Origin of the sequence: Rhodococcus sp. P14, from assembly GCF_000256505.1 — a bacterium.
GTDB classification, from domain to species: domain Bacteria; phylum Actinomycetota; class Actinomycetes; order Mycobacteriales; family Mycobacteriaceae; genus Rhodococcus; species Rhodococcus ruber.
In genome coordinates this window covers 21,753-46,902 of record NZ_AJFC01000312.1, presented here as the reverse complement: position 1 = coordinate 46,902, position 25,150 = coordinate 21,753, and the positions used below count along the sequence as shown (strand labels likewise).

At 69.2% G+C, this 25,150-nt stretch carries 25 protein-coding genes and 2 pseudogenes; 14 read left to right on the top strand and 13 right to left on the bottom strand.

What is annotated here, in order from left to right; all coding sequences use genetic code 11:
* The first annotated feature begins 157 nt into the window (after nucleotides 1–157).
* Nucleotides 158–460 (top strand): metal-sensitive transcriptional regulator, encoded by a 303-nt coding sequence (locus OEY_RS0122510; RefSeq protein WP_003939454.1) that lies wholly within the window; start codon nucleotides 158–160, stop codon nucleotides 458–460.
* A 151-nt stretch (nucleotides 461–611) separates the two neighbouring features.
* On the opposite strand, the gene OEY_RS0122505 is transcribed toward OEY_RS0122510, so the two are convergent.
* Nucleotides 612–1,244 carry a class I SAM-dependent methyltransferase gene (locus OEY_RS0122505; protein ID WP_010596018.1) on the bottom strand — a complete coding sequence of 211 codons (633 nt, stop codon included), beginning with the start codon at nucleotides 1,242–1,244 and terminating at the stop codon, nucleotides 612–614.
* A complete protein-coding gene (locus OEY_RS0122500; RefSeq protein ID WP_010596017.1) occupies nucleotides 1,244–1,618 on the bottom strand; it encodes a glutaredoxin domain-containing protein in 375 nt (124 codons plus the stop codon). Before OEY_RS0122500 ends, OEY_RS0122505 begins: the two co-directional genes overlap by 1 nt.
* A gap of 191 nt (nucleotides 1,619–1,809) precedes the next feature.
* Between OEY_RS0122500 and OEY_RS0122495 the strand changes: the two genes are divergently transcribed.
* The 4 genes and pseudogenes from OEY_RS0122495 (at nucleotide 1,810) to OEY_RS0122480 (ending at nucleotide 6,094) form a co-directional block, all read left to right on the top strand.
* Complete coding sequence (locus OEY_RS0122495; RefSeq protein WP_010596016.1) at nucleotides 1,810–2,697, top strand: slipin family protein; 888 nt, start codon at nucleotides 1,810–1,812, stop codon at nucleotides 2,695–2,697.
* A pseudogene (locus tag OEY_RS28855) lies at nucleotides 2,694–3,451 on the top strand (SDR family oxidoreductase). The gene OEY_RS0122495 and the pseudogene OEY_RS28855 overlap by 4 nt, the downstream one beginning before the upstream one ends.
* A gap of 59 nt (nucleotides 3,452–3,510) precedes the next feature.
* On the top strand, nucleotides 3,511–4,332 hold the full coding sequence (locus tag OEY_RS0122485) for a class II glutamine amidotransferase (protein ID WP_010596014.1): 822 nt from the start codon (nucleotides 3,511–3,513) through the stop codon (nucleotides 4,330–4,332).
* Nucleotides 4,333–4,435: 103 nt separating this feature from the next.
* On the top strand, nucleotides 4,436–6,094 hold the full coding sequence (locus OEY_RS0122480) for an MFS transporter (protein WP_010596013.1): 1,659 nt from the start codon (nucleotides 4,436–4,438) through the stop codon (nucleotides 6,092–6,094).
* Here the strand turns inward: OEY_RS0122480 and OEY_RS0122475 are convergent.
* From OEY_RS0122475 to OEY_RS0122455, 5 genes are all read right to left on the bottom strand, one after another.
* Entirely contained in the window at nucleotides 6,058–7,416 is a 1,359-nt protein-coding gene (locus OEY_RS0122475) for a diacylglycerol/lipid kinase family protein (protein WP_010596012.1), read from the bottom strand. The genes OEY_RS0122480 and OEY_RS0122475 overlap by 37 nt on opposite strands.
* Nucleotides 7,413–8,930, bottom strand: coding sequence for a hypothetical protein (locus OEY_RS0122470; protein WP_010596011.1), 1,518 nt, complete (start codon nucleotides 8,928–8,930; stop codon nucleotides 7,413–7,415). Before OEY_RS0122470 ends, OEY_RS0122475 begins: the two co-directional genes overlap by 4 nt.
* Before the next feature lie 131 nt (nucleotides 8,931–9,061).
* On the bottom strand, nucleotides 9,062–9,523 hold the full coding sequence (locus OEY_RS0122465) for a DUF7144 family membrane protein (RefSeq protein WP_010596010.1): 462 nt from the start codon (nucleotides 9,521–9,523) through the stop codon (nucleotides 9,062–9,064).
* Between the two features lie 71 nt (nucleotides 9,524–9,594).
* Nucleotides 9,595–9,822 (bottom strand): hypothetical protein, encoded by a 228-nt coding sequence (locus OEY_RS0122460; RefSeq protein WP_010596009.1) that lies wholly within the window; start codon nucleotides 9,820–9,822, stop codon nucleotides 9,595–9,597.
* Between the two features lie 76 nt (nucleotides 9,823–9,898).
* Complete coding sequence (locus OEY_RS0122455; RefSeq protein WP_010596008.1) at nucleotides 9,899–10,516, bottom strand: Rv1733c family protein; 618 nt, start codon at nucleotides 10,514–10,516, stop codon at nucleotides 9,899–9,901.
* Between the two features lie 242 nt (nucleotides 10,517–10,758).
* Here OEY_RS0122455 and OEY_RS0122450 point away from each other — a divergent pair, with 242 nt between their 5' ends.
* A complete protein-coding gene (locus OEY_RS0122450) occupies nucleotides 10,759–11,172 on the top strand; it encodes an SHOCT domain-containing protein (protein ID WP_010596007.1) in 414 nt (137 codons plus the stop codon).
* Nucleotides 11,173–11,526: 354 nt separating this feature from the next.
* On the opposite strand, the gene OEY_RS0122445 is transcribed toward OEY_RS0122450, so the two are convergent.
* Nucleotides 11,527–13,881 (bottom strand): arylsulfatase, encoded by a 2,355-nt coding sequence (locus OEY_RS0122445; RefSeq protein ID WP_010596006.1) that lies wholly within the window; start codon nucleotides 13,879–13,881, stop codon nucleotides 11,527–11,529.
* A gap of 335 nt (nucleotides 13,882–14,216) precedes the next feature.
* Here OEY_RS0122445 and OEY_RS0122440 point away from each other — a divergent pair, with 335 nt between their 5' ends.
* The 3 genes from OEY_RS0122440 to OEY_RS0122430 all read left to right on the top strand — a co-directional run bounded on the left by OEY_RS0122440 (nucleotide 14,217) and on the right by OEY_RS0122430 (nucleotide 16,725).
* On the top strand, nucleotides 14,217–15,452 hold the full coding sequence (locus OEY_RS0122440) for a cation:proton antiporter (protein ID WP_010596005.1): 1,236 nt from the start codon (nucleotides 14,217–14,219) through the stop codon (nucleotides 15,450–15,452).
* Nucleotides 15,453–15,758: 306 nt separating this feature from the next.
* A complete protein-coding gene (locus OEY_RS0122435; protein WP_010596004.1) occupies nucleotides 15,759–16,229 on the top strand; it encodes a DUF6325 family protein in 471 nt (156 codons plus the stop codon).
* A 223-nt stretch (nucleotides 16,230–16,452) separates the two neighbouring features.
* Nucleotides 16,453–16,725 (top strand): hypothetical protein, encoded by a 273-nt coding sequence (locus OEY_RS0122430; RefSeq protein WP_029540166.1) that lies wholly within the window; start codon nucleotides 16,453–16,455, stop codon nucleotides 16,723–16,725.
* A gap of 75 nt (nucleotides 16,726–16,800) precedes the next feature.
* On the opposite strand, the gene OEY_RS0122425 is transcribed toward OEY_RS0122430, so the two are convergent.
* Genes OEY_RS0122425 through OEY_RS0122415 form a run of 3 tightly spaced genes read right to left on the bottom strand, consistent with a single transcriptional unit; the run spans nucleotide 16,801 to nucleotide 19,207 of the window.
* Nucleotides 16,801–18,219 carry a DUF2252 domain-containing protein gene (locus OEY_RS0122425; RefSeq protein ID WP_010596002.1) on the bottom strand — a complete coding sequence of 473 codons (1,419 nt, stop codon included), beginning with the start codon at nucleotides 18,217–18,219 and terminating at the stop codon, nucleotides 16,801–16,803.
* A gap of 13 nt (nucleotides 18,220–18,232) precedes the next feature.
* Nucleotides 18,233–18,772, bottom strand: a complete 540-nt coding sequence (locus OEY_RS0122420) for a potassium channel family protein (protein WP_003939435.1) — start codon at nucleotides 18,770–18,772, stop codon at nucleotides 18,233–18,235.
* 30 nt (nucleotides 18,773–18,802) lie between these two features.
* Nucleotides 18,803–19,207, bottom strand: a complete 405-nt coding sequence (locus tag OEY_RS0122415) for a DUF7144 family membrane protein (protein ID WP_003939434.1) — start codon at nucleotides 19,205–19,207, stop codon at nucleotides 18,803–18,805.
* 275 nt (nucleotides 19,208–19,482) lie between these two features.
* Between OEY_RS0122415 and OEY_RS28850 the strand changes: the two are divergent.
* Nucleotides 19,483–19,877, top strand: a pseudogene (locus OEY_RS28850) (DUF6325 family protein).
* 73 nt (nucleotides 19,878–19,950) lie between these two features.
* Here the strand turns inward: OEY_RS28850 and OEY_RS0122405 are convergent.
* Nucleotides 19,951–20,712: a crotonase/enoyl-CoA hydratase family protein gene (locus OEY_RS0122405; RefSeq protein WP_010596001.1), complete on the bottom strand. Its 762-nt coding sequence runs from the start codon at nucleotides 20,710–20,712 to the stop codon at nucleotides 19,951–19,953.
* Between the two features lie 521 nt (nucleotides 20,713–21,233).
* Between OEY_RS0122405 and OEY_RS0122400 the strand changes: the two genes are divergently transcribed.
* The 4 genes from OEY_RS0122400 (at nucleotide 21,234) to OEY_RS0122385 (ending at nucleotide 23,964) form a co-directional block, all read left to right on the top strand.
* Complete coding sequence (locus OEY_RS0122400; RefSeq protein WP_017681556.1) at nucleotides 21,234–21,482, top strand: WhiB family transcriptional regulator; 249 nt, start codon at nucleotides 21,234–21,236, stop codon at nucleotides 21,480–21,482.
* Nucleotides 21,483–21,592: 110 nt separating this feature from the next.
* Nucleotides 21,593–22,450 carry a crotonase/enoyl-CoA hydratase family protein gene (locus OEY_RS0122395; RefSeq protein WP_029540165.1) on the top strand — a complete coding sequence of 286 codons (858 nt, stop codon included), beginning with the start codon at nucleotides 21,593–21,595 and terminating at the stop codon, nucleotides 22,448–22,450.
* A gap of 69 nt (nucleotides 22,451–22,519) precedes the next feature.
* The gene (locus OEY_RS0122390; protein WP_010595998.1) at nucleotides 22,520–22,918 is read left to right on the top strand and encodes a nuclear transport factor 2 family protein; all 399 of its coding nucleotides are present in this window, start codon (nucleotides 22,520–22,522) and stop codon (nucleotides 22,916–22,918) included.
* A gap of 68 nt (nucleotides 22,919–22,986) precedes the next feature.
* Nucleotides 22,987–23,964, top strand: coding sequence for an NAD(P)H-dependent flavin oxidoreductase (locus tag OEY_RS0122385; RefSeq protein WP_010595997.1), 978 nt, complete (start codon nucleotides 22,987–22,989; stop codon nucleotides 23,962–23,964).
* Here the strand turns inward: OEY_RS0122385 and OEY_RS0122380 are convergent.
* The gene (locus OEY_RS0122380; RefSeq protein ID WP_237713778.1) at nucleotides 23,857–25,149 is read right to left on the bottom strand and encodes an MFS transporter; all 1,293 of its coding nucleotides are present in this window, start codon (nucleotides 25,147–25,149) and stop codon (nucleotides 23,857–23,859) included. The two genes, OEY_RS0122385 and OEY_RS0122380, sit on opposite strands and share 108 nt — an antisense overlap.
* Nucleotide 25,150: the final 1 nt, after the last annotated feature.

Sequence of the window (25,150 nt, the reverse complement as noted above, 5' to 3'; positions counted from 1 at the left end):
CACTCGATGTAGTACTGCTCGAGAATCATCGTGGTTCCTCCGTATGAGTCGATTTCGTCCTCGATGTGGACAACCCTGCCACATACCCCCTAGGGTATGTCAAGTACCCCATGGGGTATCCAAGCGAACCCCGCTCCCCCCGACCGGAAGCACAACCATGAACACTCCTGCCGCCCCCGTCGCCCGGACCGCCGTCACCCCCGAAGCCGATACCCAGGTGCTGCATCGGCTGCGCCGCGCCCAGGGGCAGCTCGCGGGCGTCATCGCCATGCTCGAGTCCGGCCGCGAGTGCCGGGACGTGGTGACCCAGCTCGCCGCCGTCTCCCGGGCGCTCGACCGCGCCGGCTTCAAGATCGTTGCCGCACAGCTTCGTCGGTGCATGCTCGACGAGGAGGACGACACGTGCCCCGACCGGCTCACCGAGGAACAGCTCGAGCGCCTCTTCCTCGCACTGGCCTGAGGGCTACCGCCCGGCGACCCTGAGGGCTACCCGCCCGGCGACCCTGAGGGCTACCGCCCAGTGACCCTGAGGGCTACCGCCCAGCGACTCTGAGGGCTACCCGCCCAGCGACTCTGGGAGCTCCCCCCGGGTGACGACGTTCGCGCCGCGATCAGCGCCGTCGGGCCCTGACCACGGTGTCGTGCACGGTGACGACGCGTCCGTCCGGGTCGGTGACCTCCCGCGCGACGGCGGCATCGGTGACGACGTCCCAGCCGTCGGGATCGAGCAGCGCCACGACGTCCGCCCCCGTGAAGAACAACTCGGGTCGCGGCGGACGCGGCACGGTGGTCTGCAGGTCGGAGGGGTGATGCCCGACGATCAGGAGGGTGCCGCCGGGGGCGACCGCCTCCCCCAGCCGACGGAAGAGGACGTCACGTTCCGGCGAGGGCAGGTGCATGTACTGCGCGGAGACCAGGTCGTATCGCCCTCGGCCCGGGTCCCAGGCGGTCAGGTTCTCGTGCAGCCACGAGATGCGGCCGGCGACCTCGGCGCCGGCCCGGTCCGCGTGCTCGGCGGCGCGTTGCAGGGCGACGCCGGAGACGTCCACACCGTCGACTCGCCAGCCGCGCTGCGCGAGCCAGATGGCGTCCGCGCCTTCGCCGCACCCGACGTCGAGGGCGAGTCCGGGCGAGAGGCCGGCCACCTCCCCCACGAGGTGACGATTGGGCTCACCGCTCCACAGCGCGGGACGGGAACGGTAGCGCTCGTCCCAGAGTTCTTCGTCCTGTAGATGTTCGGGCACTACGACTCCTTCGATCGTCGGGAGGGGGGCGCGGCCGGCCGGCCGCGGACCGTATCGGCGAGTCGGGACCACACCGTCCGCGGCCGAGGCCCGATCAGCTCGCCCACCCGGCCGGGGAGATGCCGCTCGATCGCCGATTCAACTTCTTGCACAGAGGGATTGACGAGCGCGACCGGTCCGACGAAGACCGTCGGCACGATCTCGTCGCCGCCGCTCACTGCCCGGATCCGCGCGGCGGCGGCCCGGTCCTGCCAGATGTCGGTCTCGACGACCTCGATGCCGCGCCTGTGCAGGCCCCGGCGCAGGCGCGAGCAGAACGGACACCCGGGCCGCCACAACACCTCGACTCCGTCGACGAAGTCGGGCAATGTCATCCGGTTTCTCCTTCCGCCTACGTCTCGTCCATATACCCAGAGGGGTATACGACCTCACTGTACCGGCCCGCCCGGCGCTGCGCCGCGCGGCCGGCGCCGTTCCCCGGCACGGTGACCTTCGACCCTTTCCGGCGACGCCCGAGGGGTGGACCGTGGAACCACAGCCGCGAGGCGATGCGGAAGGAGAAGCCGTGGCCACGTGGGTCGTTCTGACCGGTGTGCTCCTGGTGGTGGCGCTGTTCGTCCTGTCGCAGGCAGTGCACGTGGTGACCCAGTACGAGAAGGGCGTGCTGTTCCGGTTCGGCCGGCTCATCGGCGTCAGGGAACCCGGACTGCATCTGATCATCCCTCTCGTCGACCGGTTGACGAAGGTGTCCCTGCGGATCGTGACGATGCCGATCCAGTCCCAAGGCATCATCACCCGCGACAACGTCAGTGTCGACATCTCTGCTGTGGCGTACTTTCGCGTCATCGACGCCGTGAAATCCGTCGTCGCGATCGAGAACGTGGCGGCGGCTATCGATCAGATCGCCCAGACCACGCTGCGCAGGGTCGTCGGCCGGCACACGCTCGACGAGGCACTGTCCGAAACGAATGTGATCAACGCGAACATCCGTGAGTTCCTCGACGTGTCCACTCTGGAATGGGGTGTCGAGGTGACGCTGGTGGAACTGAAGGACATCCAGTTGCCCGACAGTATGAAGCGGGCCATGGCGCGGCAGGCCGAGGCGGAGCGGGAGAAGCGGGCCAAGATCATTGCCGCCGAGGGCGAGTCGATCGCCGCGACCGCCCTCGGGCAGGCATCCGACACGATGCTGGCCCACCCGCTCGCCCTTCAGTTGCGCAACCTGCAGACACTGGTGGAACTGGGCGTCGAGAAGAACACGACCGTGGTGTTCCCGGCCCCCATGATGAGCGCCATCTCCGAACTGAAGACGTTCCTCGACCGCGAGATCACCGCCGCCACGGCGGGTCCGCCGCGTAGCGCCGCGGACAGCGCACGACCACCGGAATCCGAGATCGCCCGAAACGGCACCCCGGCACCAACGGTATCGGCACACGAGGGGTTGGGGTCATGACGGAACTCGACGGAGGTTCGGTCCTCGTCACCGGGGCAGCCGCGGCATCGGCGCCGCCGTCGCCACGATCCTCGCCGGTGAAGGCGCCGGTGTCGTCGTCGCCGACGTGCTCGACGACGAAGGCACCCGCCACGCCGCGACACTCGGCAAAGGCTCGAAGTTCGTGCACCTCGACGTGACCGACGAAGCGCAATGGTCGGAGGCGGTCGCCGTGGCCGAATCCATCGGTCCGTTGCGGGCGTTGATCAACAACGCCGGCATCCTGGCCGTCGGCACCATCGAGGAGCAGACCCGAGTCGAGTTCGAACGCGTGCTGCAGGTCGATCTCGTCGGCCAGTGGCTGGGAATGCACGTCGCCGGCCCGGCGCTGCGTCGCGGGCGCGGGGTCGTCGTCAACATCTCCTCGACGGCCGGCCTCATCGGCTACGCCGGCCTCGGCGCCTACGTGGCGAGCAAATGGGCCCTGCGCGGCCTGACGAAGACCGCCGCGCTCGAGTTCGCCCCCGACGGGGTCCGGGTGTGCTCGGTGCACCCCGGCCCCATCGACACACCGATGACGGCGGGAATGGACCGCGGCATCGCCGCCACGCAGCCGATCCCCCGCTTCGGCAGCCCCGAGGAGGTGGCCCGGATGGTGCGATTCGTCGTCACCGAGGCCACCTACTCGACCGGCTCCGAATTCCTCGTCGACGGGGGTGCCACCACCGGCTCGGTGCTGGACCTCGAGACAACGGATTCCCCAGCGACACAATAGCTCGGGAAACCAGAGCACCGGCGCCGGTGGAGTGATTCGATGACCGGGTGTGCAGATGGATGGCCTACTCGGGCGAGCCGATCCTCGTGGAGGACCTGCTGTTCAAGCCCGAGCATTCGCTCATCGACCAGAGCCTGCACTCCCACCTCGGAGCCACCACCACCAACGGTGACGGATTCGGAATCGGCTGGTATGGAATAGGTTCCGAGCCGGCCCTGTTCAAGAGCATCGATCCGGCGTGGAACAACCACAACCTGCGGGAGATCGCCGGGCAGATCCGCACCCCGCTGCTGTTCGCGCACGTGCGCGCCTCGACCGGCACGCAGGTGCAGCGCAGCAACTGCCACCCGTTCCGGCACGGGGAATGGCTGTGGATGCACAACGGCGAGATCCTCGGCTTCCGGGAGATCAAACGAGAACTGATGATGGCCGTGGATCCGTCGCTGTACCCGGACGTCGCGGGTACCACGGACTCCGAGGTGCTGTTCTTCCTCGCTCTCACGTTCGGTCTCCGGGACGATCCGTTCACCGCGGTCGGCCGCGCGGTCGGGATGGTCGAAAAGGTCGCCCGCGACCACGGAATCGACGACCCCGTACAGATGACCGTGGCCACCACGGCCGGCGACACGATCTGGGTGTTCCGCTACTCCACTGAAGGCCGGACCCGGTCGCTGTTCTACTCCACCGAGGTCGCCAAACTCCGCGAGCTGCACCCCGAGGTGGAGATGTTCCATCGTCTGGGCATCGACACCCGGTTCGTCGTGTCCGAACCGCTCCGCGATCTGCCGGGCGCATGGAACGAGATGCCCGAGTCCTCGGCCGCCGTGGTCGGCCCCGCGGGCAACGACATCCGGCGGTTCCGGCCGCTCGAGCCGGTGTAGCCGAGATCCGGGACGTTGTGCCCTGTAGCTGTGCGTCGGCAGCATGCGATGGTCTAACCTGCGTGAACGCAGCAGTGTCGAGGGCCCCCGAGAGGTCGATGCCATGAGTCTCGAGAGTTCACAGAAGGGGCCGGCGACGGCCTCGGGTTCCGCCCTGGTGCTCGCGGTGCTGGCTGCGGGCCAGTTCCTGATGACGCTCGACAGCTCCGTGATGAACGTGTCGATGGCGACCGTGGCCGCGGACGTGAACACCACCATCACCGGCATCCAGACCGCTATCACCCTCTACACGCTGGTGATGGCCACCCTGATGATCACCGGCGGCAAGGTCGGCACCATTCTCGGCCGGCGCCGGGCGTTCGGGCTCGGCCTGATCATCTACGGTGCCGGCTCGTTCGTCACCGGCATCGCACCGAATCTCACCGTCCTGCTCATCGGCTGGTCCCTGCTCGAGGGCATCGGTGCGGCCCTGATCATGCCCGCGATCGTCTCCCTGGTCGCGGCGAACTTCCCCGCCGAACGCCGTCCCGCCGCCTACGGACTGGTGGCCGCCGCGGGCGCTGCGGCAGTCGCGGTGGGGCCGCTGCTCGGCGGGGCGGTGACTACGTTCGCGTCCTGGCGCTACGTCTTCTTCGGTGAGGTCGTCGTCGTCTTCTTGATCCTGCTCACGCTGCGCCGCGTGGAAGACATTCCACCCCAGCGGATCCGGCTCGACCTCGTCGGCTCGCTCCTGTCGGTGGTCGGCCTGGGAATGTTCGTCTACGGCGTGCTGCGCTCGAGCGAGTGGGGCTGGATCCAGACCAAACCCGGCGGACCGCAGATTCTGGGTCTGTCCCCCGTCATCTGGCTGCTGCTCGGCGGCCTGTTCGTGCTCTACCTGTTCCTGCGCCGGGAGACGTACCTGGCGAAGACGGGCGGCGAACCGCTGGTCGATCCCGCGCTGTTGAAGAACAGCCAGCTCACCGGGGGGCTGAGTATGTTCTTCGCCCAGTTCCTCATCCAGGCCGGAGTGTTCTTCTCCGTCCCTCTGTTCCTGTCGGTGGTTCTCGAACTCAGTGCGCTCGAGACGGGCGTGCGGATCCTTCCGCTGTCGATCGCTCTGGTCCTGGCGGCCATCGGAATCCCGAAGCTGCGACCTCACGCGAATCCCCGGCTCGTCGTCCGGCTCGGTCTCGGGACCATGGCCGTCGGCATCCTCATCCTTGTGGGCGGAATGGATCCCGGCGCCAGCGCGGCGGTCGTGTCGATCCCGATGCTGCTGATGGGTCTCGGCCTGGGTGCGCTGGCCTCCCAGCTCGGTGCGGTCACGGTGTCCGCGGTGCCGGACTCGCAGAGTGCCGAGGTCGGCGGTCTGCAGAACACGGCGACCAATCTCGGCGCGTCCCTGGGAACCGCCCTGATCGGGTCGATCCTCATCGCCACCCTGACCACCTCCGTCATCGCCGGCATCGAGAACAACCCGGCGGTACCGGAATCGGTGCAGCAGCAGGCCACCACGGACATGGCTGCCGGGGTGCCGTTCCTGTCCGACACCCAGCTCGAGGATGCCCTGGCCGACGCCGGGGTGGACGAGAGCACCGCGGATGCGATCGTCGAGGTCAACTCGGACGCGCGGCTCGAGGCGCTGCAGGTGGCCTTCGCCGTCACGGCCCTGCTCGCCGTCGCTGCCCTGTTCGGCACCGGATCGCTGCCGCGCGTGCCGGTGGGCACCCGGCCCGGGGAAGGTCAGCGCAGGCCCGACGAGACCGACGACGAGCGCTGAGGCCGGAAGGCCAGGTCCCGGAGCCGCACCCAGTTCCAGGTCGGTGCCGAGACCAGGGCTCCCGGACGGTGCCGGGGCACCCGCACGCGGAGCGCCTGCGGCTCGACGGTGCATCGCACGGGCGTGGGCAGCATCAACGCTTCCCCGTCCACCCCGACCGGTATCTCCGGGGCGTCCGCATCGACGACCACCTCGGTGGCCGCGCGCTGCACCAGACCCCGGCTGCGCGTGCGGCGCAGCAGGTCGACCGCCTGCCCGGCGCCGGCCACCGAGATCGCCACCACTCCGAGCACGCCGCGGTCCAGACGGGGCCGGCGTCCCAGCCCCGCGAGGTCGTCGGTCGCGTACGGGTCGTTGCTCACCAGGACGGCCTGCGCGCCCTCCACCGTCGTGTCACCGTCGATGCGGGCCCGCAGCCGGGTCGCGCTGTCGCGGGCGAGCAGGTCGGGCATCATCCGCAGCGCCGTCCCGGTCTTGTCGTCCCGGTATGCCGGGCTCTGCACCACGTCGGCGTAGACGCCGAACGAGGCGTTGTTGACGAACACCCGTCCGCCGATCCTGCCGAGATCGACGCGCAGTTCCACCCCGTCCCGCAGCGCGTCCAGGCCCGCGGCCGGGTCCTCCCGGTCCAGGCCGAGGTCCAGCGCGAAGTGGTTCCGCGTGCCGGCGCTGATCACCAGGAACGGCAGTCCGTGCTCGGCCGCGATCGCCGCCACCAGGGCCTGGGTGCCGTCGCCTCCGGCGACACCGAGCAGGTCGGCGCCCCGCTCGACCGCCTGCCGGGCCAGGGCCTCGACGTCGACGGGACCCGGCCCGGCGAGCAGTGCCACCTCGGCGCCGAGTTCTTCGGCCTTGCGTTGCAGATCGAACTTCACGACCTTGCCGCCCCCCGAACGGGGGTTCATCACCAGGAACGGGCGGTGGACCGGCGGAGCGGGGTACTCGGGCATCCCCTGTTCCGAGCCCCGTCGCAGGGCCGCCCGCGCGCACAGCAGCGCGAGCAGCACCAGGGCAACCGACACCAGCGCGACCCACAGCACGCCCTCCCGCACGAACAGCACGGGCAGGGCGAGAGGTGCGATCACAGCCAGGCCCAGTGACAGCGCACGCGCCAGCCCCCGGGTCGCGAGGAACCAGTACAGGGCCGCGACCGTCACCGCTGCCACCGCCACGCTCACCACCAGGAGTGCAACAGCGCCGCGCAGGCCCGCGACGACCACCGGCACGACGGCAGCGCAGAGGACGGCGACGAATGCCGCCCGCGCCCACCATCGGCGCGAAGCCGGTACCTGGTCGCCGGGAGCGGCGTCCACCGGGTTCACGACCCGGTCTTCGAGCCCGGCAGCTTCTCCGTCGGCTGCTCGCCCGCCGGCTGTTCGCCCGTCGGAGATGCGCCCGTCGGAGATGCGCCCGTCGGAGGTGCCGACGTCACGTCCCCCGCCGGCTCTTCCCAGGCCCGGGCCGGCCGGATCAGCACCTCGAGCGCGAGCAACGCCAGCAGGGCACCGAGAACGATCCACACGACCACGAGACCGGTCGGGTACCGCCAGAACATCAGCATCAGCGCGGCGACGCCGATGATCGCCAGCCGCAACGCGGTCCGCGCCCGGTAGGCCCCGGCTTCCACCTGGTTCGGTGGCCGCGGCTTACGGGACCGCTGCACCGCGTCCATGCCTCGCCCGAATCCGCGACGGACGGCTGCCGCGGAGGCCGATCCCCCGGTCAGGTACGCCCCGACCGCGATCACCAGGCCGAGGACCGCCACCGCCCGCAGCGCGGTCCGCAGCGGCACCAGCACCGTGTCGGCGATCGCCGAGGCGGCGTCCGGGGACAGCACGTCCGGGGGAATGTCGCCGAGGTAGAGGGACCGGGCGACGATCAGCGCGATCGCGAGGATCAGCATCCCCACGAGCAGTGCCGTCCCGACGAACGCCAGGGCACGACGGCGACGGCCGGGCGGAGCAACGGCCACCGCGGCCACCGCGGCGGCGATCGTGAGCCACGGCAGCACATCCGACGCCGTGTTCAGGGCGCTGACCGCCCGTTGCGCCTTGATCAGTTCCGGCGACTGGAACAGCACGAACTGCTTGTCGATGTCCGGGATCTTCTCGGCGAAGGAGAATCCCCGGTCCAACAGACGAGCCTTGACGTTGTCGATGATCGTGCCGAGGGAGATGCTGACCGTGCCGCTCTCGTCCACCGTCACCGAGGACGGCCCGCCCTCACCGGTGACGACTGCCACCAGACCGGTGTGCGCGGCTCGGTTGGCCTGGATCCACAGATCCTCGAACTGGTCGGTCTGCACCAGCGACAGCACCGTCTCGTACACGAAGTTGCGTGCCTGCCCGGCGATCACCGGCGCGAGGCCCTCCACCGCCCGGTCCACGCGCGGCGCGTCCGCGGTCGCCGGAACGGCATCGGTCAGGGCGGTCAGCGCGTCGGACGTGAGGCCTTCGACATCGACCCGCGCGAAGATCTCGTCGGTGACCGTGCCCGCGATCTCGGTCTGCACCGCGGGATCGGAACCGAGCGGGGCCACCGTGGTGACGTACCGATCCGTGTCGAGGATTTCGCTGCGGACGAACCGCGCCGTCACCGACGTGATCGCCAGCAGAGCGACCAGCACGGTCAGGATCGCCACCGCAGTCCAGCGCAACGCGTGCCGCGGCGGACGCGACACGGGCGGGGGCGACGGCGGGGGCGCCTCGGGCGCGGCCTCCGTCCGCGCCCGCAGCGCGGCCACCTCGGCCCGCAACCGCTCGAGCTCGGCCCGTTCGGCGGTGTCGAGCGGAGCGGTGCCCGTGCCGCTGCGCGTAGGCTCGCTGTCCATCGTCATCTCATTCCACTCGGTGTGACACGGCGGCGGACGAAGCGCTCCAGGGGGATCGAAACCTCTGCACCCTTTGATATTCCGCCGATCGGTGGACGGCCCGGGGTCGATCACCTCGGTCCGGCCTTCACGCGAACCTAGTAGTCCAGCCGTGGATTCCAGGTCGATACCGCCCAGATGACCACCACGTCGAGAGCGATGATCAGAATCGACCACCACGGGTAGTACGGCAACCACATGAAGTTGAGCAGGATCGACAGGGCCGCGACGACGATCGCCGCGACCCGGCCCCAGGTGGCCCCGGTGAGGAGGGCAGCACCTACCACGATGAGGACGGCACCGGTGACGATGTGGATCCAACCCCATGTGGTGAGATCGAACTCGAAGGTGTATTTCTGTCCCACCACGAACAGTTCGCCCTCCGCGACCGCCGCGACGCCCTGCAGCAGTTGCAGAATTCCCACGGTGGCGAGAACGACGGCGGCACCGACCGAAGTGCCCGTCGCGATCTTCTGTCCGACGCTCCTTTCGGCGGTACTGCCCCGGCTCACGCTGCCGTGGCTCGCACTGCCCTGCCCGACACGCACATCCTCGGACACGACCCGTCCCCTTTCCTGAGATCCGGCTCGGTGATCTGCGGTGAAACGACCCGTCGTATCGCCTCCGTTCCTCAGCCGGCGGGTGAGCTTCGGAGCCGGGACCCGACTCGGGTCTGCGCCCAGGACTCGGGCCTCAGATCGTCGACCTGCACACGGGGACCGTAGAACTCGTGAACCAGGCCGAGGACGCGGGCGAGCACCTCCGCGTCCGTGAGATCGTCACGGAGCACCAGATGCAGTTGAGCCGGACTGTCGCCGAAATCCTTCGGCATCATCAGCCGGCACACCCAGTCGCTCATCCGGGCCTCCCGACGCAAGATCTTACCCGGCAAGAAGATCGAGAATGCCGCTTCGCGCCGACCGGCATCCCGACGGTCAACCCATCGACCATCCCGGGCTCCTTCCGACGTCGTTCCACTCCCGATCCAGGGCCGAGATCCTCCGCTTCGCACCGGCCCGGTGCACTCCGTAGAGGAGCAGCAGCGCGACACCGGAGCCCATCCCCCACACCGTGAGCGCGGCAACGACACCGGCTACGACGCCGTCCGAGCCTGTTCTGGGCGCGGCGACGGGATCACCGTTCGAGTCGATCCAGATGTCGATCGTCTCGCCGGGTTTCGCACCGAAGGGCACCTCCACCCTGCCCGTGCGTGTTTCACCGGTCTCGGTCGTCCACCGCGCCGTCGCTCGGTCCGGGTCGCCCGGACCCCGTGTCGCGGTGTCTGTCAGGGCGTCGGCTCGCGCAGGTGCCGGTTCCTCGAGAAGGACCGCCGCCACCTGGTGCCGTTGCTGATGCTCCTGCATCGCCAGTTGGCCGATCCGGGCGTAGGTCGCCGTCCCGTAGGCGGCGGCGAACGGAATCAGGACGAGCACGAACAGTGCCACGGCCAGGACGAGGGCGGATTCCACTCGCTCGGATCGTCGCATCAGGGGATTGCCGCTCCACGGAGCGCGGCGCCACAACCGGAGGGCCAGGGGCTGCTCTGCGTTCATCTCGATACTCCTGCAGTTGCTCGACTACAGTGTTCCGCCGCCGACGGCCGGTGGTGTAGAGCACAAGGTCACCGCTCGATTCGGGTGGTCGCGAGAAGGAGCCGGGGCCTCCGCCCGGCGGTGAGATCGAGGGTCTTTGTCCCCTGGGGAGAGGCCGGTCGCGGTGTCATTCTCGATGTGAGTCGCCCGGGTCGTCGGGAGCTCCGCCCCACCCGGGGTCCGCACACAGAGAGGTGCACATCATGGATTCGTTCTGGGATTACGTGTGGTACACGATCATCGTCTTCGCCTTCGTGGCCTACCTGATCGTGCTGTTCCAGATCTTGGTCGACCTGTTCCGCGATCACACCGTGTCCGGCTTCGCCAAGACCCTCTGGGTGATCGGGCTGGTCCTCTTGCCGTACCTGACAGCCTTCGTCTATCTGATCGCCCGGGGCCGCGGCATGGCGGAGCGGTCGATGCGCGCCCAGCAGGAGACCAAGCAGGCCACCGACGAGTACATCCGGCAGGTGGCCGGCAAGTCCCCGGCCGAGCACATCGCCGATGCGAAGGCTCTGTACGACTCGGGAGTGATCACCGAAGCCGAGTTCGAGCAACTCAAGGCCACGGCGCTGGGACGGACATCCGCTGGACAGGCGGGCATGCAGGTCCGGTAGGAGAGGTCCTGCACGGCATCGCGAGGACGGGCGATCCGGTTCCGAGATGCTCGAAGCAGGCAACCAGTAGGCCGCGCACCGAACGACATGAGGTGGTTCCGGGCGGGGCCTTCCGGATGGGGTCGGAGGACTTCTGCCCCGAGGACATCACCGGCAACGTGCGAGAACGGACGACGGTGCCGACACCCACCCCGGCGGGTCCTCGAGGGCGGATCACACCTCTGCGCACCGACTGCCGGCGCTATCGGCCCGCAGCCAGGCAAGGGGAAAGCACGGAAAGGTCCACCTGCCTCATCGGGTTCCCCTGCCTCATCGCGCTTTACTGCATCGTGCGCGGTCGCTGAGCAACGCGGGTCAATCGATCGAGAACCAGGCCCGCACCTGCGCCTCGTGGTCGACGTAGCGTTCGCCGGAGACGTCGACGACAACCTTGTCGATCGTGCCCCCGGTGAAGCGGAACGGGGACACGTAGTCCGGGGTGACCGGCGAGGCGCTGTCGCGCCCGACGCAGATGCCGTCACCGACGAGGCAGAACGCCCCCGGCTGGGTGACGATCTCATCGGAGGCCACCTGCTGATCGTCGACATAGAGAGTCAGGGTGCCGGCGAAACCCGGCATTGCCGGATCGGTGTTCTTCCCCGATACGGCGAATTCGGCGGTGCACACGTGAGCGCCGAGGGTCAGGTCCCGGTCGGCGACCACGGTCTGCAGGTGCGTGCCGACCCAGTTGAAGGCATAGCGCAGACGACCGTCCTTGACGTACAAGCTGTGACCACCGGCCAGACCGCCGTGGGCGTACAGGACTCCCTCGGCAGCGGCCGAGTCCACGTGCACACCGGCGACGATCGTGTAGGACCGACCGGTGATGGCGACGCCGGCCGCCTCCGGGACGTCCGCGCAGTCCGGATAGTAGACATAGTGGTCGCGCTTCTTGCCCGGGTGGGGACGTTCGGCGAGCACCTGTTCGAGGGCGCTGCGATCGTCCAGCGGTAGCCCGTGGTGACGACCCGCGTAGTAGAACCACAGGCTCTTCAGAGCTTCCAGCCGCTCGGGTTCGGCGTCTGCGAGGTTGTGCAGTTGCGCCCGGTCCTCCGCGAGGTGGTACAGCTCCCACACGTCCTTGTCGAAGTGCCCCCACCCGGACAGGGGCGGATGCACGGAACAGACGAGCCACCCTTCGTGATACAGCGAACGCTGCCCCAGCATCGTGTAGAACTGCACGTCCTTGCCCGGTGCTGTGGGATCGGTCAGCGAGGCCGCGAAGCTCTCTCCTTCGAGGGGGCTCTGGGTGTATCCCTTCAGAACCGCGGGTGGGGTGATGCCGAGCAGCTCGTAGATCGTCGGGACGACGTCGACGGCATGGACGTACTGCGAGCGAGGTTCGGCCGAGGCCTCGATCCGCGCCGGCCACGAGACCACGCACATGTCGGCGACTCCGCCTTCGTAGCCGGCCCAGCGCTTCCAGTACGGAAACGGGGTGTCGAAGGCCCACGCCCAGCCGGTGTTGTAGTGGTTGTACGACACCGGTGTGCCCAGCTCGTCGAGGTGCGGCAGGGTGGTTTCGGTGGTGTCGGGGATCCCGTTGAAGAAGCGCCATTCGTTGAACGATCCGTTGGGTCCGCCTTCCCCGCTGGCACCGTTGTCGGAAACCACGACGACGAGGGTGTTGTCGAGCTCGCCGCTCGCGTCGAGCATGTCGATCACCCGGCCGAGCTGGTCGTCCGTGTAGGAGATGTAACCGGCGAAGACCTCGGCCATCCGGACGAACAGGCGTTGCTCGTCGGCGGTGAGCGAGTCCCAGGGCCGGACGGTGTCGAGCAGCGGCCACGGCTGACCGTCGGGCCCGGTGGTGGCCGGCTCCCCGTGCGGATTGATCGGTGACAGCTCGGTGTTCTCAGGCAACAACCCGAGGTCCTTCTGCCGCTGCAGGATCTCGACGCGGATGGCCTCGTAGCCCTGGTCGAACCTGCCCTTGTACCGGTCGGCCCATTCGGTGAACACGTGGTGCGGGGCGTGCCCGGCCTGCGGGGCCAGGTACATGAAGAACGGCTTGTCGGGGTCGATGGTCTTGGCGTCACGGATGAACCCGATCGCCTTGTCCGCAAGGTCCTTGGACAGGTGGTAGCCGTCCTCGGGCGTTCCGGGGGCGTCGATCGGGTGATTGTCGTAGACCAGATCGGGGTACCAACTGCTGGATTCGCCGCCGAGGAATCCGTAGAAGCGCTCGAATCCGCGGCCCAGCGGCCACCGGGACTTGACCGCCGACATGTTCATTTCTTCCCCCGGCGTCAGATGCCACTTGCCGACGCAGTAGGTGTTCCATCCCCGCTCGGCCAGGACCTCCGAGACGAACCCGTTCTCGAACGGAATGTGGGTGCTGATGCCGGGGAATCCGGAGCTCAATTCGGCGATGGTCGCCATTCCGTTGGTCGTCGCGTTGCGTCCGGTCAGCAGCGACGCGCGGGTCGGGGAACACAGCGCGGTGGTGTGGAAGTTCGAGTACTTCACGCCGCGGTCCGCGATCCGCCGCATCGTCGGGGTCTCGATCGGACCGCCGAAGATGTCCATACTGCCGTACCCGACGTCGTCCCAGGCGATGATCAGGACGTTCGGGGCGTTCTCGGGTGCCTGGGCGGGCAGATACGGCGCCCAATCAGGGACGGAATCACGAATGTCGACCGCGATCTTTCCGTGGTGGGTTCTTGCCATGGCAACGCTCCCGATCTCGAGCAGACCTGTCGTCCTCCGGCATCTCGAGCGTACCGACCAGCCGAATCACCAGACATGCAAACGGCACGATCCGGCGAAGTCTCATCGCATGATGTCTCGGATTCGGCAGAATATGACGACGCCGCCCCTCCGGTCGCGCCTGTCCCGGAACTCCGACGCGGCGAGGCGAGAAGGGCCCGACTCATGATGTGGATCATCTTGGTGTTCCCGGAAGTTCCACTGTGGTCGGGCGTGGCAGCTCTCGTTCTGCCGCGCGGACGCCGATGGCCGACCGGCGCACCCCGCCACCGCCCTCCACCCCCGGAGGGGGCATCGTGACCTGGGCACTCCCGGCGATCGCCGGCATCTTGCTCGTCTTCGCGGCGATCTCCGGACGGGTCGCGGGCACCTCCGTCACGGCTCCGATGGTCTTCACCGTCGGCGGCCTCGTGCTGGGCGCACAGGCTGCCGGGCTGATCGACGTCGAGGCCACCAGCGAAACAGTGAAACTGCTCGCCGAGGTCACCCTTGCCCTCGTGCTGTTCTCCGACGCCGCTGGTGTGGACCCGACTGCTCTACGGTCCGAGATCTCGCTTCCTGCACGCCTTCTCGGTATAGGACTACCGCTGACCATCACGGCCGGCTTCGCCGCCGCGGTACTCGTCCTGGGCGACCCCTCCTGGCCCGAGGCGCTGCTGCTCGCCGTTCTCCTCGCGCCCACCGACGCCGCTCTCGGACAGGCGGTGGTCACCCTGCCGATCCTGCCGACGCGGGTGCGCCAGGGACTCAACGTCGAAAGCGGCCTCAATGACGGCATCTGCGTACCGCTGTTCCTGATCGTGCTGGCGATCGCACGTGCCGAGTCCGGGGCAATCGGTGGCGGTGCAGCCGTACGGTTGGTCACCGAGCAGATCGGCTACGGCATCGTCGCCGGGGTAGGTGCCGGAGCGGTCGCGGCGGCGGTACTGATCCTCGCCGGCCGGCACCGCACGATCGACCCCCTGTGGGTTCAGATCGTGCCGGTGGCCGCCGCCACGCTGGCCTACACCGCCGCCGTGCCCCTCGGCGGCTCGGGATTCATCGCCGCGTTCGTCGGCGGGCTGACCTTCGGGACGATCCGGCACCGCGCCGACGAGGAGGTCTCCCAACTGATCGACGAGGCCGGGGATGTGTTCAACGCCGTGACGTTCATCGTCTTCGGGGCGGTGTTGCTCGGGCCGGCCCTCGAACACCTGTCGTGGCCGGTACTCGCCTACGCCACGCTGAGCCTGACCGTCGTGCGCATGGTCCCCGTCACACTGTCGCTGCTCGGCACCCATGCCCGCGCCCCCACCCTCGCCTTCCTCGGCTGGTTCGGCCCCCGCGGACTGGCCACCATCGTCTTCGTCATCCTGATTCTCGAAGAACCCGGTACCCTGCCCCACGAAGACCTGCTACTGCTCACCGCTGTCGTCACCGTAGGCCTGTCGGTCCTCGCCCACGGAGTCACCGCCGCCCCCCTCGCCGACCGGTACGCCGCATGGTTCCGCCGCCACCCCCGACCCGAACGGAAGCCGGCACACGAGGCGTAGACGCCGCGGCACCGGATATGCGTCCGGAATATCCGATCTGTCCTGCTCGGGTCCATTTCAGGCGCCGTAGGTCACCGGATCGAGCGGTCTTCACCGAGCTCCTTTCCGGGCGCGGCCATCAGGTCTACCGTCGATTGCGTAGAACCCACCGGCAGACCGACTTGCCAGGTCGTCATCGGACTCTCCGACAAGCCGGCCGTCCGGGACGAGGCGGCACGTGGACGCCGCCGAACCGGACGTGGAACCCGCCACGGGTACGTGGCCTTGCCACTCCATCGACGACAACTCGGCAAAGGAGACGACGCGATGACCGAACAGGTCGAACGACAAATCGACAGTGACATCGACGAACTCGGTCCGGTGGACTGGATCGTAGTGGAGTTCCCGGGCAGCAGGTTCAGGGGCGAGATCGCACCCGCCCTCGAAGAACTCGTCGAACGCGGAACAGTACGCGTCCTGGATCTGCTGTTGCTGAAGAAGGACACCGACGGATCGCTCGAAGCGTTCGAGCTCGCCGACCTGGACGAAGCGGAGATCGGCGCGCTGCGCTCCTACGAAGCCGAGCTGGCGATGCTGCTCAGCGAGGAGGACGTCGAGGCGGTCGCCGCGGCCGTAGAGCCCGGCAGCACCGCGGCCTTGCTCGTGTGGGAGAACCTGTGGGCCGCACCGTTCGCGTCGGCGATCCGCCGCGCCGGGGGACAGCTGGTGGCCAGCGGCCGCATTCCCGTACAGGCCCTGCTGGCCGCAATCGAGGCCGACGAACAAGAAGGAGATTGACATGCCACTCGCAGCCAGGCGCATGCGTCGCGCCGCGGTGATCGGACCCGCACCCGTGGCACGTACGGCCACCACCGTTGCGACGGCGGCGGTAGTCGCCCACGGTGTCCGCCGGCGTTCCGACCGCCGGGAAGATCGGCGAGAGGACCGCAGAGACCGGCGCTGACCCGACGGCCGGAACACGGCCGGCTCGTCCGTAAGCCCGACAGCGAAAGGGACTGCCATGGTTGCCACGACGTCAGCGGTGTCGCCGCGTCGTCCCGCCCTCGAACGGTTGCGGGAGGCCGAACATCTCGTCCTGGAGCTGCCCGTCATGGGCCACATCAGCCTCCCGCCGCCCGAACAGCTCGCATACCTCGCGGGCGTCGGCACCTTGGTGGCCCTCGAGCTCCTCGAGTGGCCGGTGGCGGTTGCCATCACCGCGGGCCACCTTCTGGCCGAGGCGCATCACCACCGCCTGCTCCAGGGAATCGGCGAGGCGCTGGAGGAAGCCTGAGCTCCAGCTCGGCGAGGCGGTCCGGCAGGCGTCCGGACAGCAACGCCGGGACGGGGCGGGCGGCGCTCTCTCGGATCAGAGACCGCGCTGAGCGGTGATCCGCCCCGCGGCGATCGCATCGACGAGCGCAGCGTGGTCCCGGACGTTCTGCTCGGCGTAGGCGACCGCGAAAGCCGCTATGGCGTCGTCGAATTCGGTTCCGGATCCGAGGTATGCGGCGATCGCGATGCGGTCGCCGGATCGGGCGTGCCCGTACGCCAGCACCCGTCCGCACAGCCGCCCGTACAGCGTCATGCCGGTGGGGGTCATCGCCTCGACGACCGCAGAGCCCTTGCCGTCCCGCAGCTGCCGCAGGTAGAAGTCGCGCCGGATCCCGTCCGGGCCGGGGCCCTGCTGCCAGCCGAGGAAGATGTCGCTGGCCGCCTGCATCAGCCGCTGGCCGTTGACCACCCGTTCGCCCTCGTTGGCGAACGTCGGTCCGTCCACGTAGTACGAGAGCACGGACCGTTGCGCCTCCTTGGCCTGCAGGAAGAGCGGGTCGTCGTCACCCGTGCCGCGCAACAGGAAGATCCACGCCCGGGTCCCGACGCTACCGACACCGACCACCTTGCGCGCCGCCTGCACGAACTCGAACTGCTCGAGCAATACCCGCCGATCCCACTGGAGGGTCGAGCGGTACTGGCGCAGGCGCTGGTGCAGGTCGGCGTAGAGTTCGTCCGCGTCCGCGTCGGGCAGCACCTCCTCGATGGGGACGATGAGCGGCGGGTTGCTGATGATCCGGCGCCGGCCGTCGACCACCTCGGTCAACTTGGCCAGCGCCTGGACGCTGTCCCGGTGCCGGGACTTCTCGAGAGTCTTGCGCAGGCGCTTCTTCATGGACGAGTCGAGTTCGTCGCGCAGCTCCGCGAGTTCCGCGCCGGCTTCGATGTGCGAATACCAGACCGCCAGATTCCCACGCTCCGCCTGCCGGGCGATCGTCTCGCGGTATTCGGCGGCACAGGCGCGGGCGATGCGCGCCTGCTGCTTGCTCGTGAATCCGTTGTCCTGCGCGGCGATCACGAGACTGGCGACGAGCCGCTTGACGTCCCACTCGAACGGCCCGGGATACGTCTCGTCGAAGTCGTTGATGTCGAAGGTCAGCTTGCGTTCCGGGGTGGCGAAGATACCGAAGTTGCTCAGGTGCGCGTCCCCGCACAGCTGAGTGAGGACGGTCGTGGTCGGCCCGCGGGACAGATCGTCGGCCATCACCAGGGCCGCACCGCGATAGAAGGAGAACGGAGTTTCTGCCATGCGGCCGTAGCGCACCGGAACCAGGTCCGGCACCCGGGACGTCGCCTGCTGCTCCAACAGGTCGAGCGGATCGGGACGACCGCTCGTATCGAACTCGGCGAGCGCGGAGAGCGGGATCCGGGCGCGTGCCGCCCGGCCGCGTTCCGCCCGCTCCTCCCTGGTGAGGTGTTCGACTGCTGTTGCGCTTCTCGAGGTCTCGGCCATCGGATTCTTCCTCTCACGTCTTCTTCTGCTGCTGGCGCCACTTCACGGCCGCGGTCAGGAAACGGATGCCGAGCGCGATGAGGACAAGGTTGCCGACCATCTGCGCCGTGACGAGCGCCCGCGCGCCCTCGGTGGTCGCGACGATGTCGCCGAAGCCCACCGTCGCGAAGACGGTCATGCAGAAGTACAGCGCGTCGATCCGCGAGAGCGGCTCGTCGAACGCTTCCGGATAGTTGTAGGACAGGACGTGATACACCGTCGAGTACCCGACGAGGTAGACGGCGACCGACAGCAGCAGCGCCTCGATCGCCTGCACGGCCGGGTACGGGGACCGCAGCACCTGCCGGATCTGCCAGGCGCACACTGCGCACACCAGGAGGGTCCCGCCGATCAGCAACGCCAGGGTGGAGACATCGTCGATGTCCTCGAGCGGCAGCACGAAGTACGCGATCACCAGCAACACCGTGGTGAGCAGCGGCCGCAGCACCGCCAGCCAGAGCAGCCGTCGGCCTCCTACGTCGGGCAGGCCGGACGGGGCGTCACCGTCGGTCATCGGCGACGTCCCGGCCTGCCGGCGAAGCCGTCAGTAGGAGTCCCGACGCGGGTTCCACGTCGACACCGCCCAGATGACGACCACATCGAGCGCGATGATCAGTATCGACCACCACGGGTAGTAGGGCAGCCACATGAAGTTCGCGAGAATCGACAGTGCCGCAAGCACGATGGCCGCAACCCTCGCCCAGGTCGCGCCGGTGAAGAGGACAAGACCGACGAGGGTGATCACCGCACCGAGCACGATGTGGATCCATCCCCAGGTGGTGAAGTCGAACTTGTACGTGTACTCGATCCCGACGACGAACAACTCGTCCTCGGCTACGGCGGCGATCCCCTGGAAGATCTGGAGGATACCGATCGTGGTGAGGATGATCGCGGCGCCGATGGACGTACCGGCCGCCACACCCTGTTTGACACTCGTGTCCTGGGACATGCCACTCGCCTTCCCTTCGCTCCGGCCCGACGTACGGTATTGTGCGCGCGCCACCGGCCACCCCGCATCGAGTTGACGATCTTCGTGCGATCCCGACCGCATGGCTGCGCGGGAGGGATCCGAAAGGTCTTCGGTCACCACATCGACCGAAGGGCGAGTCGTCCGCGGCCGAGCGGAGAACGACGCCACTGCCGGTCGTGCGCTCCAGTCACCGCGTCGACACAGCCGGACACGGCCCGACCACCTGTTCCCGGCACAGCGGAAAGAGGAATCCCATCGGCGATGCCGACATCCTGGGTCCCGTCGACCATCTCGTCGTCGAGTTACCGCAGACCGACGGCTCGGCCCTGCTGCTGCCGGACGGCCTCGTCGCGCGCGGGATCATCGCGGTGCCGGACCTCGCCTTCGTCCGCAAGGACACCGACGCCTCCCTGGGCGGGATCGACGTCTCCGAGATCGGCTCGAGGACGACATCGACGTGATCCTCTTCGCCGGGGCGGCCACCTGCATGCTCGACGACACCGACCTCGGTGAGACCGGTGCGGCCCTCGGGTGCTCGGCGGCGATCGTCGTCTACGAGAACACCAGGGCCGCACCCTTCGCGGCCACCGTGCGCCCCAACGGCACCCGACTCGTCGCCTCACTCGAGGTGCTCGAAGACCAGACCTGAAGTGCCAGGGAGCACTGACCGAGCTCGAGGCCGAGAACTCGGTCCTCGGCTCGTAGCGGTTTCCAGGAGTTCTCTACTCCGCGCGCCATACCGGCGCGCGCTTCTCGGCGAACGCGCGGGCGCCTTCCTGCGCGTCCGCGGAGGCGAACACGGGCTCGACGAGCGCCCGCTGCGACGCGAACGCCTCCGCATCGGTGTACTGCACCGCCGAGGACATGATCTGCTTGGACGCCCGGACGGCGAGCGGCCCGTTGCCGCTGATGCGGGCGGCGAGCGCCCGCGCCCCGTCCAGCGCCGCACCCGGCTCGGTGAGGGTGTTGACCAGACCGTGCGCGTGCGCCACCTCGGCGGTGAGCGGGTCGCCGGTCAGCACGATCTCCATGGCGAGCTGGTACGGCAGCACCTTGGGCAGGCGCAGCAGGCCGCCGGCTGCCGCGACGAGTCCGCGCTTGACCTCGGGCAGCCCGAATTTAGCGCCCCGGGCAGCGACGACGAGGTCCGCCGAGAGCGCGAGTTCGCATCCGCCGGCGAGAGCCCAGCCCTCGACCGCGGCGATCAGCGGCTTCGTCGGCGGACGCTCGGTGAGCCCGGCGAATCCCCGGCCGGGCAGCGACGGCCGCTCGCCCCGGGTGAACGCCTTGAGGTCCATGCCGGCGCAGAAGGTGCCGCCGGCGCCGGTGACGATCCCGACGACCAGGTCCGGCCGCGCCTCGAACTCGTCGACGGCGGCAGCGAGCGCCTTGGCGACCTCGAGATCGACGGCATTGCGCGCCTCGGGCCGGTTGATGGTCATGACGGCGATGCCGTCGCCGAACTCGGTCAGTACAGCGCTCACGTGGCGTCTCCTCGTCGCGGGGGTTCCGGCCGCACCCGCGGCGCCGCCGGAGCGTCCCGTCGAGTCGATCACCGGACCGGCGCCCGGGACAAAGTCCGAACGGGAGATCGACCCATAGCCGAAACCTATGTAGCGGAACCCGGGCCGTGAGGTACCCGTCACTGTTCTCGCACCGAGGGGAAGAACCCGGGCGGCGGGGGGCGTTGGACTCGACCGATCGACGACGACCACGACATGGAAGGAGACACGCGATGCGCACAGCGCCACCGGCTGCCCCGCCGGAACGACCGGCGCCGCAGCCGATGCGACATCCCGTCGCGTGCGTCCTTCCCCCAGCGGGACCCCGGCAGGCGGGGTCGCCGACGACGCGACCCGGCATCTGCTGACCGCCGCCTCCGCATCCATCCGTTCCTCGACACCGTTCTGCGCCACAACGCGTTTCGTTCTGCCACGACTTCATGCCGGGGCACTGCGCCGCCCCGACCGAACCCGCATTCCATCCTCGGAAGGAGGACCTGCCCGTGACTACGATGCTCACCGACCTGCTCGCCCCGTCGGACACCACGCCGGACTGGGACCTGGCCGCGTGCCGCGGCGACGCGACGCCGGACGCCTGGTTCCCGGACCCGTCGGAGTCGTTCGACTACGCCCGCCGGGTGTGCGCCCGCTGCCCGCTCGTCGCCGCATGCGCCGCCTACGCCGGCGAGACCCGGCAGTCCGGCATCTGGGGCGGCAAGGAGTTCCGCCGCGGCCGCGTGACCCGCGGATAGCCCCTGCACGTCACGCCTGCGCCCCCGTCACCGACTCGCGACGGGGGCGCCGCGCTGTGCGCGACCGGGACACCTACCGATCGCTCAGTAAACATGTCATGCTGACCGGCGTGGAACACATCGACCTGTCCGTCGCCGACGGCATCGCCACCATCACCCTCGACCGTCCCGACCAGCTCAACGCCTTCACCACCACGATGGAGCACGAGCTGATCGAGGCCTACGACCGCTGCGACGCCGACGATTCCGTGCGCGCCGTCGTCATCACCGGCGCCGGACGCGCCTTCTGCGCGGGCGCAGATCTCTCTGCGGGCGCCGACACGTTCGCGCAGCGACTCGACGAACCGCGCGCCGACGACGTCCGGCGCGACGGTGGCGGCCGCGTCGTGCTGCGCATGTTCGAGTGCCGCAAGCCGATCATCGCGGCGATCAACGGCCCGGCCGTCGGCGTCGGCATCACCATGACGCTTGCGGCGGACTTCCGCCTCGCCGCCGACGACGCCCGTATCGGCTTCGTCTTCAACCGCCGCGGCCTCGTCCCCGAGTCGTGTTCCACCTGGTTCCTGCCCCGCCTGGTTCCGCTGCAGACCGCCCTGGACTGGGTGTACTCGGGACGGATCTTCGACGCGACCGAGGCCCACGCGGCCGGGCTCGTCTACGCGCTCCATCCCGCGGCCGATCTGCTCGATCAGGCCCGCGCGTTGGCCCGCAGCCTCACCGAGCACTCGGCGCCGGTCTCGGTGGCGCTGTCCCGGCAGATGATGTGGCGCACGCTCGGCGCGGAGCATCCGATGATCGCGCACCGCATCGAGACCCGCGGCATCAACATCCGCGGCACGGGCCCCGACGCCCGGGAAGGCATCTCGTCCTTCCTCGAGAAGCGTCCCGCGGCGTTCCCGGACCGGGTGTCGAGGGATCTGCCGGATCTGTTCGGTGACGACCTGCCGACGCCACCGTTCCGTCCCTGAACGGTCACCATTGACTGTTTAGATGGGTGGCCCCTACGCTCGGGGGCGACGAACCGAGAGGGGATCCTCATGTCGACCCACGTCCGACCCGCCGTCGTCGAACGCTGGCACCACATCGTCGAGCACAGCGACGAGGCAGCCCTGGACGATCTGATCGCCGACGACGCCGTCTTCTACTCCCCCGCGGTGTTCACGCCGCAGGAGGGGAGAGACCTGACCCTCGCCTACCTGCGGGCCGCGCTCGCCGTGTTCACCGGGCGGGACTTCCGGTACGTCGGCGAGTGGTACTCCGACGGATCGGCGGTGCTCGAGTTCACCGCCGATCTCGACGGCATCCACGTCGACGGCATCGACATGATGCACTGGAACGACGCCGGGCAGATCACCTCGTTCAAGGTGATGATCCGGCCGGTCAAGGGCCTGCAGGCCCTCATGCCGCTCATGGCCGCCCAGCTCGGGCAATCGTAAGGCCGCACCGTAGGACCGCACCGCCTGCAAGACCGCACCGTAAGACCGCACAGCACAAGGAGTTCCGCATGGCCCTGCCCCCGATCCTGCAAGACCGGCTGCGCCTGCCCGTGGTGGCGTCGCCGATGTTCATCGTCTCCGGCCCGGACCTGGTGATCGCCCAGTGCACCTCCGGCGTCGTCGGCTCGTTCCCCTCGCTCAACGCCCGTCCCCAGGCGATGCTGCGCGAGTGGCTCACCCGCATCACCGAGGCCCTGGCCAAGCACGACGCCAACCACCCCGAGGCGCCGTCCGCTCCCTACGCGGTCAACCTCATCGTGCACCGCTCCAACGACCGCCTCGAAGAAGACCTCGCCACCATCGTCGAATTCGAGGTCCCGGTCGTCATCACCTCCCTCGGCGCCCGCACCGACGTCAACGACGCCATCCACTCCTACGGCGGCATCGTCCTGCACGACGTCATCAACAACACCTTCGCGCGCAAGGCGATCGACAAGGGCGCCGACGGGCTCATCGCCGTCGCCGCCGGCGCCGGCGGGCACGCCGGCGCCCAGTCCCCGTTCGCGCTGGTCCAGGAGATCCGCGAGTGGTTCGACGGCCCGCTGCTGCTGTCGGGCTCGATCGCGCACGGCCGCTCGATCCTCGCCGCGCAGGCCGCCGGCGCCGATCTCGCCTACGTCGGGTCGGCGTTCATTGCCACCGAAGAGGCCAACGCCGACGACCGCTACAAGGACATGATCGTCGACTCGACCGCCGCGGACATCGTCTACTCGAACCTGTTCACCGGCGTGCACGGCAACTACCTGCGCGGCAGTATCGAAGCCGCCGGCCTCGACCCGAACAACCTCGCCGTGTCGGACCCGTCGGCCATGGACTTCGGCACCGGCGAGAGTTCGGGATCGGCACCGGCGGCCAAGGCGTGGCGCGACATCTGGGGTTCAGGACAGGGCGTCGGCGCGGTCGACGCCGTCGTGCCCGCTGCCGAGCTCGTCGACCGGCTCACCACCGAGTACCGCGCGGCGCGCGAGCGGCTCGCCGGCCTGTAGGCGCACCGTCCGGCTGACGGCGGTCGCCACGAGCACCCCGCCGAGGAGCGCGGCGAGCACCCCCGCGGTGCTCGCCGCGCCGACGGTCGTCGTCAGCACGCCCACCGTCAGTGGAGCGAACATCGCCGGCAGCGACGTGACCAGACCGGTCGCCGCGCCGACCCGTCCCCGTACCTCGTCGGGTACCAGTTCGGCACAGCGAGCGGTCACCACCACCGACCACGACGGGGTCACCGCCAGCAGGGCCGCGTAACCGGCGGCCGCCGCGACCGGCGAACCTGTGGCCGCCGCGAGGACCGCCAGAGCCCCGAGGGCCGCCGAGAGCACGAGCAGACGGTGTGCCGGAATCCGGCGCCGCAGCCGCGGCACCGCCAGGGCTCCGAGCATGCCCCCGCCGTACGCGCCGGCGAGCACGATGCCGACCGTCGAGGAGGGCGCGCCGCTGCCGACCAGGAGCACGACCACCACCAGCCCACAGCCGTTGACCACGAACTCGGCGACGGCCGTCAGCGCCGCGGTGGTACGGACGAACCGGTGGGATGCGAACCACCGCAACCCTTCCCGGATCGACGCCCACGGCCGCTCCGCGACCGGGCCGGGGCCGCGAGGCGCCTGCAGCGGGGTGCGGACCCGGGCCGCGGCGGCCCCCGCCACCACGAACGACACGGCATGTCCCGCGAAGGGCAGCGCGGCGCCGAGGCCGTAGAGGGTGGCCGCGAGCGGCGGTCCGGCCACGCCCGTCGCATACCCCCGTGCCTCGAAAAGCCCGTACGCCGTGCCGATCTGCTCGCGTTCGACCACCTGCGGCACCGCCGCGTCCTCGGCGAGCCCGCGCACCGCCCACCCCGCCCCGAGCACCGACACGGCCGCGAGGACGGGCACCGGATGGAACAGGCCGCGCCACGCGCAGTACGCCAGCACCGCGGCGGCGACGGCCGAGCAGGCATCGACGGTGATCATGACGCGGCGGCGATCGAAGCGGTCGACGATCCACCCGGCGGGCACCGTGGCGGCCGTGAAGGCACCCATCGTCACGGTGGAGACCAGGCCGACCGTCGCGGCAGAACCACTGACCGCGAGCACCCACAGCATGATCGCGACGCCGTAGCCGCGGCTGCCGAGCTGCGCGACCGCCTGCCCGACGCACAGCCGCGCGAAGTCGGGATTGCGGAGGGCACCGGACACG